The 15118-nt window shown below is 40.1% G+C and carries 13 protein-coding genes; 4 read left to right on the top strand and 9 right to left on the bottom strand.

The features are described from left to right. Positions 1 to 6: 6 nt before the first annotated feature. Together BFP75_RS01615 and BFP75_RS01610 are read right to left on the bottom strand one after the other, a co-directional pair. Positions 7 to 1827: an amidohydrolase family protein gene (locus BFP75_RS01615; protein ID WP_099542938.1), complete on the bottom strand. Its 1821-nt coding sequence runs from the start codon at positions 1825 to 1827 to the stop codon at positions 7 to 9. Positions 1828 to 1982: 155 nt separating this feature from the next. After that, the gene (locus BFP75_RS01610) at positions 1983 to 3554 is read right to left on the bottom strand and encodes an FAD-binding protein (protein ID WP_099542937.1); all 1572 of its coding nucleotides are present in this window, start codon (positions 3552 to 3554) and stop codon (positions 1983 to 1985) included. 75 nt (positions 3555 to 3629) lie between these two features. Between BFP75_RS01610 and BFP75_RS21640 the strand changes: the two genes are divergently transcribed. After that, positions 3630 to 3785: a hypothetical protein gene (locus tag BFP75_RS21640; RefSeq protein WP_165776516.1), complete on the top strand. Its 156-nt coding sequence runs from the start codon at positions 3630 to 3632 to the stop codon at positions 3783 to 3785. Positions 3786 to 3931: 146 nt separating this feature from the next. Here BFP75_RS21640 and BFP75_RS01600 read toward each other — a convergent pair whose 3' ends face one another. Further along, positions 3932 to 4369 carry a hypothetical protein gene (locus BFP75_RS01600; protein WP_099542935.1) on the bottom strand — a complete coding sequence of 146 codons (438 nt, stop codon included), beginning with the start codon at positions 4367 to 4369 and terminating at the stop codon, positions 3932 to 3934. Between the two features lie 887 nt (positions 4370 to 5256). Between BFP75_RS01600 and BFP75_RS01595 the strand changes: the two genes are divergently transcribed. From BFP75_RS01595 to BFP75_RS01585, 3 genes are read left to right on the top strand one after another with little or no spacing between them, the layout of a single operon-like run. Next, positions 5257 to 5595, top strand: a complete 339-nt coding sequence (locus BFP75_RS01595; protein WP_099542934.1) for a BfmA/BtgA family mobilization protein — start codon at positions 5257 to 5259, stop codon at positions 5593 to 5595. Beyond that, entirely contained in the window at positions 5595 to 6500 is a 906-nt protein-coding gene (locus BFP75_RS01590) for a DUF5712 family protein (RefSeq protein ID WP_099542933.1), read from the top strand. The genes BFP75_RS01595 and BFP75_RS01590 overlap by 1 nt, the downstream gene beginning before the upstream one ends. Before the next feature lie 2 nt (positions 6501 to 6502). After that, the gene (locus BFP75_RS01585; protein ID WP_099542932.1) at positions 6503 to 8206 is read left to right on the top strand and encodes a type IV secretory system conjugative DNA transfer family protein; all 1704 of its coding nucleotides are present in this window, start codon (positions 6503 to 6505) and stop codon (positions 8204 to 8206) included. 34 nt (positions 8207 to 8240) lie between these two features. On the opposite strand, the gene BFP75_RS01580 is transcribed toward BFP75_RS01585, so the two are convergent. From BFP75_RS01580 to BFP75_RS01555, 6 genes are all read right to left on the bottom strand, one after another. Then, complete coding sequence (locus BFP75_RS01580) at positions 8241 to 9716, bottom strand: Fic family protein (protein WP_099542931.1); 1476 nt, start codon at positions 9714 to 9716, stop codon at positions 8241 to 8243. A 491-nt stretch (positions 9717 to 10207) separates the two neighbouring features. After that, the gene (locus BFP75_RS01575) at positions 10208 to 11470 is read right to left on the bottom strand and encodes a MutS-related protein (RefSeq protein WP_099542930.1); all 1263 of its coding nucleotides are present in this window, start codon (positions 11468 to 11470) and stop codon (positions 10208 to 10210) included. Positions 11471 to 11554: 84 nt separating this feature from the next. Continuing rightward, the gene (locus tag BFP75_RS01570; protein WP_123803284.1) at positions 11555 to 12370 is read right to left on the bottom strand and encodes a hypothetical protein; all 816 of its coding nucleotides are present in this window, start codon (positions 12368 to 12370) and stop codon (positions 11555 to 11557) included. A gap of 5 nt (positions 12371 to 12375) precedes the next feature. Beyond that, positions 12376 to 13212, bottom strand: a complete 837-nt coding sequence (locus BFP75_RS01565) for an ATP-binding cassette domain-containing protein (RefSeq protein ID WP_099542928.1) — start codon at positions 13210 to 13212, stop codon at positions 12376 to 12378. A gap of 30 nt (positions 13213 to 13242) precedes the next feature. Further along, positions 13243 to 13980 carry a hypothetical protein gene (locus BFP75_RS01560; RefSeq protein WP_099542927.1) on the bottom strand — a complete coding sequence of 246 codons (738 nt, stop codon included), beginning with the start codon at positions 13978 to 13980 and terminating at the stop codon, positions 13243 to 13245. Positions 13981 to 14179: 199 nt separating this feature from the next. After that, entirely contained in the window at positions 14180 to 14386 is a 207-nt protein-coding gene (locus tag BFP75_RS01555; RefSeq protein WP_099542926.1) for a helix-turn-helix domain-containing protein, read from the bottom strand. Positions 14387 to 15118 lie beyond the last annotated feature (732 nt).

The following is a 15118-nucleotide window of genomic DNA, read 5'->3' as shown; positions in this document are numbered from 1 at the left end:
TTTACCTTATGTTATTTGCTCTATTTTTACCGTACTCCTCAGATAGCGGTCGGGATTGGTTCTGGCGATCAGATCAAATTCCTCTTCCGTCAACAGCGCATCACTGGAGACAAAAAGATCTTTCTCCGAATTATGGTTGCGCACCACATAAAAATCGGTACCGAAAAGTACCCGTTCCCGTAGTTGGGTATACTTCGGTTTCAAGGTTTCCTTTAACAAAGGAAAAATGCTCTGGTCATGAAGGATGTAACTGATATCCGCGTATACATTGGGATATTGCATCATCATGCTGCTGATGATACTGTACCAATCCACATATTTCCATAGTTGGGCAAGCCGATCAAAATCAATATCCGTAGTACCCGGTACAAATTTTATAAAATCGATCCCTTTGGTCGGGTGCTTGATGATTTGTTGGCTATAGCCGTAACTGTCCTTTTCCAAATACTTTTTCCATTGGTCTTCCCCCCCGTAATGGGCCAAACATATTTTTAGGTGTTTCAAATCTCGCTGCAAAGGGGTCTTTGCATCCGTATAGCCAAAGATGCTATTCAAGTCTTCGTCCTTGTATTTTTGAAGCAATACCCTCAGAAACGGTTCTTCCAAAAGGCATAGCATATTCATGGGATGGGTGAAGTTTCGTTGAAAATCGATGTTTTTCACTTCGGGGAGTAGCAGTTGGTCGTTGGTTTGTTCGTCCTTAAAGACCCAATGTTCGTCCCAGGCTTTCGATTTGTTTCCCCTGAAAAAAATAGTTCCCATAATGCAATGGCTCATGATGGGGATGGCATTATCGGCGGCATATTTCCAAAGGGGGAGCAATTCCTTTTCAAAGGGGTAGTACCCTATGGCGGGGTAGATCTTAAACCCATCAAACCCCTGTTCTTCCCTGTACGTCTTTACCAAACTTTTCTCCAAGGTAATCGTCCCTTTTCGATGGGAATAATTAAAGAGGTCTGCACTGGAATAGCCTCCTTTGTCTTGCTGTTTCTTTTTGTCCTTCCGTATTCTTCTGGGGTCTATGAAAATAAAGGGATGTATGACAACCCCTTGCTTTTTGTAGGTGGCCGAGTTTTTGATTTTGGCCAACTCTTCCAACTGGCTTTCATAACTGTCCTTGCAGGTACCTGCCTCCATATCTGTCATGTCCATGGGCAGTATCACAAATCCGGAACCTTTCGGGTATTGCTCCTTCATTTTGGAGAAGATGTTGGTCTGATTTTTATACACCGCAAACTTGGCGATCAGCAAATACCGGTCGATCAGTTTTTGGGTTTCCTTCCCGGGCATCAGTTTGAAAAAACTGAATATTCTTTTAAGGAGAAAAAGCATCAGGTTTCTTCCTGTCTTCATCGCTATCAGCACAAAGAGAACGATACCGACCTTGGCAACTAAGGGAAAGTTCCTAGGGAATATATGGTAGTCCACCAGGGTATTTCGAAACTGTTCCAGTGCTTTTGCCAGCTCTGTTCCGTCACCGGAGGGATTGCCACCGAGCTCAATAATCCCATCGTATACCACATAAAACGCCACTACTATAAGCCAAGCACATAGTATCCAATGCAGCGTTTTCAACAGGGGGTTTCTGTCTATGGCCACCGTCACTTTATATAGCGATCGCCGGAGGTTGCGATGCCAATTTTGATAATACAGTTTTTTAAAGCTTCTAAAAAACTTAAAAATTCCAATAATGATGTCCAGATGTGCGAGGTAATAGAAAGGGAAGGGTATGAATTTTTTGGCCAGCAGCGGCGGTACATGCCGATCAGTAAATACGTGGGTATGCGAATTGATTATCGGTAATTGCGTACTGGTTTTTTTTCCCATCTTCCTTTGATTTTACTGGTTGGCTTTTATGACATGCTTTCCGCTTGTTTTGGACTGCACTATTTCGCTTCACCTTATACAGCCTGAGCAAAAAGTTTCTTGCGTTCTGTTCTTTTTCCATTGTCGGGGCATGTGTATCCTCCCATACCTTACCCTCAAACGATGGCCCCTTGTCCCTTATCCAAACCACATTGTTCCAAAAATTTATTATTAAAAACCCGTCTTACCGCTATGGGCAGCAGTTGATTTCGTGCATCGATCCATGATTTCACCTGGTTCGGGCCATACATTTTTTTGATTCTACTTTCATTGAGGTTAAAATTGATCTTGCCCCAATGCAGCGTATAGGAGATGCCTTGCTGCTCGAACGCATCCCATACCGCTTTGTAGAATTCCCGTGCTTTTGCCCCATCTACACCGTCCATTTCCAGTACACAGGTCTTAGCAAATTTGGTGAACCCAAGGGTCGCTTTAGTCCCTTTTACATATCGTAGGGAAAGCCCTCCCGAAAAAGGTTTTTGTTTGTTTACGGCCACGATCAGCTCCACCGCTTTTGGCACATCTGTAATGGCAATCCCCATGGCGGCACTGGCGACCTTCCCCCTGAATTTGGTATAATTAAAAATCTCCTTAATGGTGCCCTGTATGGGGTCTTGTGGCTTGAAGGCCAATTTGAACATGCTATTGACCAGGACGGGAACCAATTGCCCCGAACCTGGCACCTTATCCAAAACGGTGGATATGATTCCCAGGAGATCATCGCCATAAGTAAAGTCATTGCTACGTAGAATGGGCGGGTGCGGTACCACCGGTTTCTTGAACATATATTTTAGGAAGGCCCCCTTTGCGAGGTTGTCCGCTTCAAAATCATGAATATTGAACAATACTTCAAAGTGGTACAGTTCTCCATTTTGTCCGACCCCGGGTAATGGCAGTGCCGAAAAATCCAAGGTTTTCATGGTATGCTTCAATTTATCGTCATAGGCCATTGGGCCTACACGATGCTCGGTGAGCAGGAACTGGGGTTCGGTTTCGATCATGACCCCATGGATAAAACCAAAGCTTCCGAAAGCGACCAATGCCGCATTGAACAGGTCATCGTCCTGCACTATATCCGCACCCAGCCAGTCCACAAACTCTTGGGAGGCGACCGGATGCGAACTCCTTTCCAGCCATATATGGCTATTGGGACCGGTAATCAAATGCAGGCCGACCACAAAGTCGGGAATGGCACCCACCTCAAAGGCTGCCCCGTGCGTGCCCGTCGATAGGGCTCCGGCAATGGTCTGTCCGTTGCTGGCCCCTGAAGCTTTTATGGAACGAGGCGGATTTTTGGCATCCAACCTATTATTGACCTCGGTGATGAGCGTACCACACTGTAAAAAATATAGGTCATCTGGGGTATGCGTATAGTTTATGCTTACCAATCTTCGGGTCAATGGGAACGAAAAGTTTAGGGAGGCGGTATCGATTAGCCCTCCTTCGGTCACCCCTACTTTGGTGAAGGACCACCCACTACCCATCGCCCGGAGTTTTAGGTTATTGTCAATGGCGTGTTGTATCAGCCACTGGAAGTTTTTTGTCGTCTTGGGGTAGCGGTCCCCGTGTTTTTGGCCTGAGGGATTGCTCAATTTAAAGGAGGTATCGGCGACCAGATTATGGGTAAAATTTTCGTGCTTGTTGGTCCATTGCCGTATCGGTAAGTTGCTGATGCCCTCTGGTAACATAACGTTTGTTTTTAGATTTCTCCCTCTCCTCCTTGCGGCCGTGCACAGCCATAGGTTGTGGTTCGGTGATTGACTATGCCCAAGGTGACCAAGCTCAGTAAAAAATCGGGGAAGGACGTTTTCACCTTCACCCATGACAGGGCCTTTTCTGCACAAGGGCAAACGGTACCTTCCAGCTCAGGATTGGCACTGATCGTCTGTGTGCTTCCGGGGGCTATGCCCCACCAGTAGCTCCAACTGGATTTACGCTGACATTCTAAATTTTCAGCACTATCTTGGTACGGATTGGCTTCGATGCGGGTGGTCACACAGGAGGACATCCCTAGAAAGAGCAGCACGATTGTCGTTCGTATGAGGTGTTGCATTTTCGTCATGGCTTACTTGTTGCTTTCCGTTTTATATGTATTCCTTTTGATGATTTGGTAGTCCTTGTCTAAAAAGGGCTCCCTTTTTATGTTTCTATTCAATATATTTAGATTTTTGACGCTCGAATCTATTTTTTTGGCGGTGGCCTGTGCCCCTTTACAGCCTAAGATCTGCCCTTTCAGGTGAGAGGCGAGTAAGTTTAAGGAATCCAGGGCCATTTCTTGATTTTTAATCTGTCCGATCAAATCGGAGGCCTGTGCTTCAAACGTTTTTTGGGCTTTTAAAAGGGCTTCGGATTGTTGGTCGTTTACTTTGATGTTGACGCCAAAAACATTTATTTCATTACTGTTTGCCAGCAGGGTTGCGATTTCAGGCTTGAACAGCAGCAAGGCTGCGATGGCCACTACGGCCCAGATAAGCGTTCTGAACGGGAAGGTTTTTTTGTCCATGCTATATTTTCTTAGGTTTTCCTACACATTTTTTGGACTCCATATTCCTAATCAATTGCTATTCAAAATAGTACATATCTAATTACGTAGGATTAAAGATGTATAACATGTAGGGTTTTATGTATGTATGGCTGTCTAGCCGCTCGCTTTTTACCGAAGTTCCGTAGGAGCTGCCTTTTTTATAAAAGAAATAAATAGGCTCTTCTCAATTATGATCTGGTGGTGCGTTTGCTCAACGATAAATTCAGGATACAGGTTCGGGGCGGCTGCTCTTGTGCGGGTACCTATTGTAAAAGGCGGTCATAGTATACCACCTTCGCCGGGAAAAATTGAGCACAATACAAATACCTTTAAGTGATTGAAAAAAAAATCTACTAAAGCAAAACATAGGGTTGTTCAAATTATCCGTTTTTAGTGGTTCTCAGTATCCGTCCCATCCACCTATTTTGGGACTCTTCATTTTACCTTTATTAGCAATCTAGTTATTCAAATTATGGACACTTTTTCAATCTTAATTTTAATACTCTTTATTACTTCTCTCTAACCATAAAAATCCGCACAGGTCAAAGTGTATCTTTTTTTAAAGATAGCGAGCGGGAATCATGCGTTGCAGTGATTCCCGCTCGCGCCTGCGGCGAGCGAACGCAGGCAAGGCCTGCTCCGACGTGGGATTTAGAGATTATACTACTTTATAATTTTTTAATAATAGACTCCTTAAGTGTTTGATTTCCAAATGCAATTGCTATAAAACGGCTGCATTTGCTCAAAATTCATCGGTTTCTTTGATGCCTTGAAAACGAAGCTTTTACGATTTTCAACATGCACCTTCTTAGCTAGTGCACAGGTTTGATGCCCTTTATAATTGACATTTGAACAAAGCAGCGGTCATGAGGAAAAAGAGCATTATCATCAATGAAAGAAGCCATAGGGAACTTAAAAAATTGGCCCGGGAATACAACCGGAACATCGGAACCTTTACCGAGGAGATGATCCTATATTTCCAAAAAACGGGAACCGACCCTCAAGCCATCAAGGGGAAGAACGCGACCGAAATGATAAAGGTCATCGACCGACGGATCGTTTCGTTTTTCAAGACCCAGGAATCGGAAATCCTCTATCCCATTCACAACCAATTGCTCAAAAACGGCGAACGTACCGAGACACTTTTTAGAAAATTGATAGAACAGTTGAACACCGTTTTTGACCGGATGAAGCCTCGCAGCTGATGCCGGTAAGTATTGTCCATGCCACTTCTTCCGATAACAAGGGAAGCTGTGCAAAATATGGATACTACCTGAACAAGGAGAACGAGGAACTTAGGAAAGAAGGTAAAGGGGAGCGACAGCAATTTTTCTTCGACCAGAACCAAAAGATGATGACGACGGTAAAGGCCATTTCGATGATCGATGATAACAATAAGAACAAGGGTTTGGCAAAAAAGCAGGATAGGTATTTTACGCTGACCTTGAATTTCAGTCAACAGGAACAGGAATATTTGGCTTCGACCTTGGCAAAGAGACCGATTGAAAATGTAGATGAATTGACTGCCAAGGAATACGAAAACTACAATCAAGTGATCAAACTATTTACCCAACAGGCCATGCGAAATTATGCAGCCAACTTTAAAAGAGATATTGACGAAAAGGATATCGTTTGGTTTGCCAAGATAGAACATAAGCGGCGGTACAAAGGGATGGACAAAGAGGTCATGACCGGCAGGGCAAAAAGCGGGGAGCCCAAAAAGGGATTGCAGACCCATGTACATATCACCGTGTCGCGTATGCACAGGGACTATCGTATCAACCTTAGTCCGATGGCCAATGCCAGAAGCAGTGAAAACCTTGTGCTGAACGGTAGAAAGGTCAAAGGCGGGTTTGACCGCTCCAATTGGAAACAACGAAATGAGGATTCTTTTGATACGATGTTCGAATACAAGCGAAGTCTAGAAGAAAAGTTTGCTACCCTACGCACATTGAAGCACGGTACGTTGGAAGAAAAAAGGGCATTACAATCCGAGATACGAAGGCAAAAAGAAAGAAGTCTTAAAGAACAGCAGAGGGAAATTGGAAGGAAGGATATATCGATACGGAAAGGAAAAAATTTGGATAGGAACAATCAATTGAAACTATAGCGATGGACAAGGATATGCTATTGGAGATTTTAGTGGGTGGGCGCAACCCCTATTTACATGTGCTGTTACGGATAGTGGCATTCTTTGTTTACACCGTGTTTTTAAAAAGGGTATTGAACATCCCTATAGTATTCGGTGTATTTTTGGCCATTGGGATGATGGCATTCATTCCATTGACCCTTTTCTTGCCCATTTTTGGTATATGTTGGACAATACATCGATGCTGCAGATGGGTGGCCTCCCTCTTCAAAAAACAAGAACTAGCTACTCTCGAGATTCAAGATAGAACGGAAGGTTTTGTGTTTGATGTAGAGGGAAGGAACATACGTTTGGACAATCCATACCGGGGTGTTTATATCCAAGGAGGGGCGGGGAGTGGCAAGTCGGTTTCCTTGATACATCCTATACTGAAACAGGCCGTGATAAAAAACTATGCAGGTGTCTGCTACGATTTTAAGTCCCCGGAACTGGCCCGTTTGCTTTTTAGGGCGGCTAGCAAAAGCAATTCTACTATCAAACCCTATTTTATCGATTTCAAGGACGCTCGAAGAAGTACCCGGGTAAATCCGCTCAACCCGAAACTACTATCGAAAATTGCCTATGCCCACGAATATGCACAGACCTTGATGTACAACTTATCCCCTAACAACATCAAGAACGAGGACTATTGGATGATGGAAGCCAAAAGTGTTCTCACTGGACTCATTTGGTACCTGAGAACAGAGCATCCTGAGTATTGTACACTGCCCCATATCATTAGCCTGATCTTACATTCCGATAGTACCGAACTGATCGAAAAAATTTCAGGGAACCTTCAAACAGCAGGGTATGTCGCCAGTTTAAGGCAGGCGATGAAAAACGAAGCGACCAACCAGATTTCAGGGGTCGTTAGTACCTTGCAGACCAATCTTGCCAAACTGAACACGCCCGATATCTTTTGGGTGCTTTCTGGCAACGATATCGATTTGAACATTAATGACCCCTTGAACCCAAAATTTGTGTGCATCGGTAATGAAAGCACCTTGGCCGAAACCTATGCCCCGGTCATTTCGCTTTTACTGTCCGTTGCGTTAAAACAAATGAACCAACCCGAAAAACACAAATCCATCGTTTTGGTGGACGAGTTGCCGACCCTTTACATCAACAGATTGGAACAGACCCCTGCGACCGCGCGAAGCAACAAAGTGGCCACGGTTTTGGCCTGTCAGGACTTTAGCCAGTTGGTGGACCGCTATGGCAGGGACAAAGCCCAGGTGATCCTATCCAATATGGGGAACCAATTTTATGGCCGGACGGTGAACAAGGACTCTGCCCAAATGATATGCCAACTGTTCGGTAAGGCGGATCAAACCTTTAAAACAAATAGTATGGGGGATAATTATAGAGAGTCTTCCCTATTTGGGAAAGAGACGAATTCATTGAATAAAAGTATCACTGAAACCATCCAAGAACGGGACCGGGTAAAAACTACGGATGTCATGAACCTTGGACCCGGGCAGTTCTACGGATTTATTGCCGAAGGCAATGCGCAGGAAATCCTAAAATCCCAATTCCGAATCCCTGAAAATTTCCAAGGCGGTAGTTTTGAATTTCCGCTAAAAGCGACAAACGAGGACATTCAGGTAAATTATCTAAAGATTATTTGGGAGGCTAAAAGTATGTTCAGCACAAAGCGGAATACGGAGGGAGACCTAATTCAGCTTTAAAACAAAATGAATTGCCCTTCGTATCTTTCTATGGTTATACTTCGAAAATTTTCAGGACCCTTTCACTACTTTCCGTAAAGGCATTGCTACTTCGTAGTATCGCTTCCATACCGCCCATATCGTTTCCGTGTAGGGTATCGCTAAAAGCTTGGGCACGCTCCAACATTCTAACATACACTTTTGGGTCGTCATTTCTGGTCAAACGTCGTAGTCCGCCTAGATAATCCTCGCGATAGACCGTGGGGATGATGATCTTGGTCTGATTGTCCGCCGATAGTTCGGCGTTCATCATGATACGCGCCAAACGGCCGTTCCCGTCCAAAAAGGGATGTACTTCGCTGACCACGAACATCATGTAGGCAGCTTTGGCAAAAGGATGTTCCAGCACCTTATAGAAGTCAAAACTTTGCAGCAAGGTGCCTCGTACCAGTTCCATATCCACAAAGCTGGTATCACCGGCTTGATTGTTCTTATCCTTGAATTTTCCGGGCTTCTTATCCTCACGGGCACTAAGCAATATTTCGTGACGGTATTGTAATAGCTCCAAAAAGTTTTCAGCGGAATAGGGAACGATTTGCATTTCCTGTTTGTTGGAGACTAATTGATACGTGCCAAGGACATCATGGGAATCCTCATTTCTTGACGGTATGGGCTGTTGGGTCGCAATCACCTGTTTCGCCTCATCGATTTCGAAAACGGTACCCTCGATATAGTTTGAAAAATAACTTTCGTAAAATGCAAAATTCCGATAAGCTTCGGTGGTCGTATTTTTTTCCTCCCGGTATTTGAATTCCTGTTGCTTTAGTTCACGAAAAAGGATTGCAAACAGATGCATGCGGGCAGGGTCATAAGGATTACCAGTGGCCCTGGCCATAGCCAATGGGGATTTTAAGTTTGAGGAAGGCTGAGTGGTCAACAGGGCACTGATGATCTTATTGAGTTTGTTGAACTCTTTATCCATTCCAAGTTTTTTGGAAATAGCACGTGCGCGGTCCCGTACTTGGTTGAGTTCCGTTTCGCCGTTGACCCGTATGATTTTCTCCAATTTTTCCTCTATCCGGGGAAATGCCAACGTCTTGGAGTCCGCTCCTGTTTGCCTAGAGACCTGCAGGTTTTCAAGTAGGGCACGTTCCCGTTGTGAAACCAGTAATTCCCCGGAGAAGGAGGTATCCCCGTCAATGGCTTGTGGACCTTCCAAAAAACGAATGGTAATCCCCGGAAGCTGTATCTTCTTTGTGTATTTGTAGGTTACATAAATCTGATTGTTGGATGTGGGGGCAAACTCAAAGGCGGAACGATGGCTAAGGACAGCTCCCGGATAGAGATGGCCCAAAATTGGAAAAAGGTTGCGCCGTACGATATCCTCTGGAGAATCCTCAAAATTTGAGGTATAGATACGAGGAGCTATCCTTCTGATACGGCCTTCGTCTTCCCATTTGGAGATGCGACGGGAGGTCACTGCATTGGAAGAGCCGTAAATGATTTCCTGTAAACGTAGCTTTTTTTCCATTATATCACCTTAACAGGGTAAAATTGCAAAATATTTTCTATTATAAATACATTTTAAACAAATATTTTCTAGTATAAATTGATTTGTTGTTTTCCAGTAAATGGATGCAATACGCCTATTTTGCAAAATATTTTATAGTGTGGCTTAAAAATAGCAAAATATTTTCCAGTATAATCAGGTTGGGAATTTGAGGCTTTACTTTTTCATACTGCTATCCATGTTCCTGCGGAAGTTGAAAATCTTCCCCTTCAAGCCTGACCGAGCGTACGACCTTCGCCCGCCCGAACTCGGTCGTCTTTCCGGTTCCGGTTTTTCAACCTCCTCGATACCGCAAATAAACACAACGAACGCTAAAAAGCGTCAGTTTGTATTTATCCTTCAGGGCATACTAGATTTACAATAAGCCTTTTGTGTATATAGTTTGATAAAGCGCTGGTTTTTCAGAACTACTCTAAGGCTTTTAATTAAGAGCCGTTGTTGTAAGGATCTTTTTATCTGAGCATATCATTTAATCCCTCTTTTTCGAATAAAATTCTCCCAACTCTAATGTCTGACCAACCATTTTTCAATTTGTAAGTAAAAGTTGGTTTGTCATCTCTTAACTCACAATCTATATAATAATTTGAAATTCGTTCATTAGATACATTTTTTAGTTCCTGAATATGAGTTGATATAAAAAAGCAGGAGTTTTTAAATTTACTGAGTCCGTTTATTGTTGTTCTACAAATCTCGAAAGCATCTTCGACATTTGTTCCACTAAAAAGTTCATCGAAAATCGCAAAACATAGATTTCCATTCAAAGAGTTTTCAACTACATTTTTAAGGTTCAAAACCTCGGTCATGAAATGACTATAACCGTTAAGGATATCATCTCTTCTATTTATTTGGATAGAAAAATGATTGAAAAAGGGAATTTCTGCTTCAGATACAGGAATTGCTAATCCTAAATTACCACAATAGATACAAAATCCAACTGCTCTGAGAAATGTAGACTTACCGGACATATTTGGTCCGTTCATTACTATTACATTACTATAAGTCTCGAAATCGTTCTTAACAGGGTTTTTGATAAGAGGATGGTAAAATTCGATAAGTTTAATGTGATTCTTGCTTAAACTTGGAAAGGAGAAATTATTTTTACGGATTCCCAAACTCATCGATAACATTGCCTCAAACAGAAATAAATTTTCCCAAAATGGTAATATCAAATAATTCTTTTTGAGGTCATTGACTTTATGCGTCAACTCTATTATGTGTTTATCTTTTAATCCGTCTTCCCTAATTATATCTTCGAATCTTGAAAGCTCTAAATTAGAGAGAAAGTGTATGATTTGTTTAATTTTTGCCGCGTATTCTTCTGGAAATTCGTTTAATTCTAGTCTTGAAAAATATTTAGATTCCAAGCGATGAAAAAGCAAGATTAATTGATTGAACTTGCCAACGTATCGTGTTTTCTCTTTTTTTGGCGCTATTAATCTATACTTAAATTTCTTATGGGATAAGTCTTCAATCTTTTCGGAGTTCAGAAAAGAATATACTTCATTTAAGTATAAAACAGTATATGAATAATCCTTTAAAATTCTAAAATTTCCTGTAAAACCCTTCAAAATATTTTGACGTTGAATGATTTCGGTTGTCGATTTGAGAGGAGTTTCTAATATTTCGAGTATTTTTCTTTTAGTGAATATGTTAAGAGAATAATTGAACAAGGGTAATACTTCCTTTTCGATATTTAAATCCTGTAGGTTATTCATGAGCTATTATATTAATATTGGTAGGCATAATGAGCATTTTGTGCACGATAAGTATTCTTTTGCCCTTCTAAATGAAAAGAATGTTTATAATTCCTTTTCTTTTATCGCATAATAATAAGCGATTGTTAAAGCACAAATAATGGGAATACACATAGCCGACAAAACACTTGTAATACTATATTTGGAACCAATGACATACTCTTTTGCAGGAGAAGAACTAACATCCGTTATTAACACCCGATAAAAAGGAATAGCGGATCTTCCGTCAATTGGTATATTACCGTCTAAGTTCAAACTGATTATTACGAAGTGATAAACGACTATAGCCATAGCCAACGAAAAAACTGTAATCAAAGAATATACAAGACTGTTTTTTTTAAAGTATAGGGCACCAATGAAAACACTTAAACTAATTATAGTACCAAGTAAAAAAGGACCATATAAAAGTAAGGAATCAAAAGATTGAATCTCCATGTCCTTTACGATGTACGAAATCCCTGTTGAGTCATATTTACTATGAATAGCAGATACAAAAAACAAATCTAGAAGTCTGAATATGACCAAAAAACTCAAATAGTAAATACCTACACCGATAACCATATGGGCAAGCCATTTTTCAAAAGTTGAACCTGGTAACATTAGAAAAGAAATACTTTGGCTGTTTGTTTGATATTCTGAGGAAAGTATCCACATGTATGATATTGGTCCAAGAAACAATCCGACCGTCACGAAAAAGGATCTTGCCGTTTCATAGATGCTTGGTTTCATGAAACCAATACCCAGAAATAATAACATGCAAAAAGCAATAAATAGTAGGCTGCCAAATAATTTGATGCCTCGTTCTGATATAATTCTATGGACTAGCAGCTTAAACCTGTTAAATTCAAAAATTCTCTCCATAAGTTTTAAATCTTGAAAATTCTCTCAATCGCTTCCGAATTTGAAATACAAGCATTGAATAGCTGCTCCATATTTACCTTAGTTTCTGGTTCTTGTTCATTTTCGTGCATAACCAAAAACCCGCCTGGAATCTTCTCTATTTCAATCACATTTTTCCCAACAGGTTTTTCTTTATAAAATTTGAAGACTATCTTTTTGGAAATTTCTTCAACATCAGCATTAATTATAAACTCCCCATTTTTCAATACCAATACATGATCTATCAAATCGTCCAAGTCTCTTACCTGATGTGTAGAAATAATTAAAGTTTTTTCTCTAGATGATAAAGTAGCAATTAATTTTCTGAATAGACCTTTCGATGGTATGTCTAAACCGTTTGTTGGCTCATCCAGAATTAATGTACTGGTATTACAGGCCAAGGCAAAACCGATTATGAATTTTTTCTGTTGGCCAAAAGACAGTTTGTTTAGTTTCGTGGTTTTGGGAACATCCAATATTGATAAATACTCTCTAAATTGGGGTAAAGAAAAATTTGGATAAAATGGAGCATAAATTTTTACGTAGTTGTTAGGCCCAATTGCGGGTATATAAACTACGTCAGGTATAATATAAATATCTCGAAGAAATTCTGGACTCCTTTTAGAAGGGATTCTATTATGAACTTGTACTTTACCCGTGGTAGGACTATTTAAACCACAGATAGTGTTAAGAAGGGTGGATTTGCCCGCACCATTTCTACCCAACAGCCCGTATATCTTTCCAGGTCTAATGCTAAGATTCAAATCTGTATAAATAGGCTTTTTTCTTTTATAGTAAAAACTAAAATTTTCGAAAGCAATCATAGTATTCTTCGACTTTTCTCAACCATTCAATTAATTAAATGAATTATTATTTGACTCAATATCGTTTGCAATCTGACCATTTACATAGCTTTTGATTCCACTCCCATAATAAATTCGGGCATTGTCTTTTATCGAGGGTACAAACCGCTTAGCTATGGTTTTATTTAAGTTAACAAAGCTGCTGTCCCTTAGTTCAACCTTCAATAAATCTGTTGTCAGGGGGTTTTGGTCATCAGAAAACAAAACAGTGGAATTTCCCGATATTTTCATCTCAACGGTGTTAGTTTCAACACCTGGAGATTTTATTTTTAGAATAGAATATCCTTTGGTCTCAACAATTAAGCTTTCATTTGACTTTAATTCCATGTCGGTATAGGAATTATTTATAAACAACGAATTCAAATTCTTGCAACCGATTACCATTCTATAACTTTTCCAGCGTTTTCCGGCAATTCTTTTTGTAAATAAGTTCGTGGCGAATTTTATTGTTAAAGTGTCGTTATTAACCTGGTAGGAAAACTCCGTTTCTGGTTCGCTTTTGTAGTATAACGTATCATCCAAACCATCAACTATACTAACGTATATCTTATTTCCACCATCAATTTTGATATGATTATAACTACCCAGAACTTCCCTTCTATCAAATTCCCAGTAGAAATCTTTTTTATCAAGTAAATCATACTGTTTTTTTAGCCAAAACCCGTTGATAGTGATGGATATAATTAAAGTAAGCATCAACCCTAGTATAATTTTTTTGCTAATACCCATATTTTATTCGGTTCTAATTCAAACACAATTTATTTATACTGTAAGTATGGAGGAAAAAGCCTCACAATAATTTGTGTTTTGTTTTATCGGGTTTCTATAAAATTCAAATCAGAAGATTTGGCCAAGTTTATCTATGTCCACACATATAGATTAAACATTTCCCGCTTTAATTTTCTTTATTGATTGTTGTCTATATTTTTCATTCTTTTTGGTATTCTAAGATATCTCCTGGTTGACATTCCAGCGCTTTACAAATAGCTTCTAATGTAGTAAATCGAACAGCTTTGGATTTACCAGTTTTTAATATCGAAAGGTTTGCGGGTGTAATTCCAAGAATTTCAACTAATTCCTTCGATTGCATTTTTCGTTTAGCAAGCATTACATTTAACTTAACCCTTATAGCCATATTTAAATAATTATATTACTAATCCATTTTTCTACTAAAAAGGCATTCCCTTTTTGAAAATATCCCCTAAAACAAAATTAAATATCCCATAATAACGAATTCTAATAACTTGGCTGATACAATTTAGATTCTCCCGGAGAAATTTGTGTTCGAGCTAAAAAACAATATCAATAATTAGCGTTGCAATTTCGAAAACAGGAATTGATTCACCTACTTTTTTAAAAACGAAATTCATTTCTTGTTGGAAATTTCTTCTACTTCTGTTCAGTTGGTATGGATCTAGAAACTGTGATGTAAATCAATTTAAACTCTTTATGTTTTACTCCTTTTTTTACGATGTTGTTTTTCATTTTAAGTGAAAATATTATCGCTAAACTATAATAAATTATTGAAAAACAATAATATATTTTAGAAATGTTATTATTATCTATTTAACATTTAGAGAATTGATTTATTCTAAACTGATTTACAAAATCCGATCTTCAACATTAAAGGCACGTATATTCAATATAAAAACAACCGTCCTTAAGCCGTTATTCTTTATCTCGTTGGAAACGCCGGACATAGTATACCACCCTCGCCGGGTTAAAGTGACCATAGCTGGCCGGAGGAAAGTGACCCACTCCCGCCGGGCCAAAGTGACCCACCTTTAGATTAGATCTATCTGTAAAAAGTCTAAGTGCTTTTTTTGTTAAAAAGCACCATGGCGAACAAGCAGATAGACATGCGAAA

This window comes from Maribacter sp. 4G9 (genome assembly GCF_002742265.1).
Classification (GTDB): domain Bacteria; phylum Bacteroidota; class Bacteroidia; order Flavobacteriales; family Flavobacteriaceae; genus Maribacter.
This window is presented reverse-complemented; position numbering and strand designations above follow the sequence as displayed.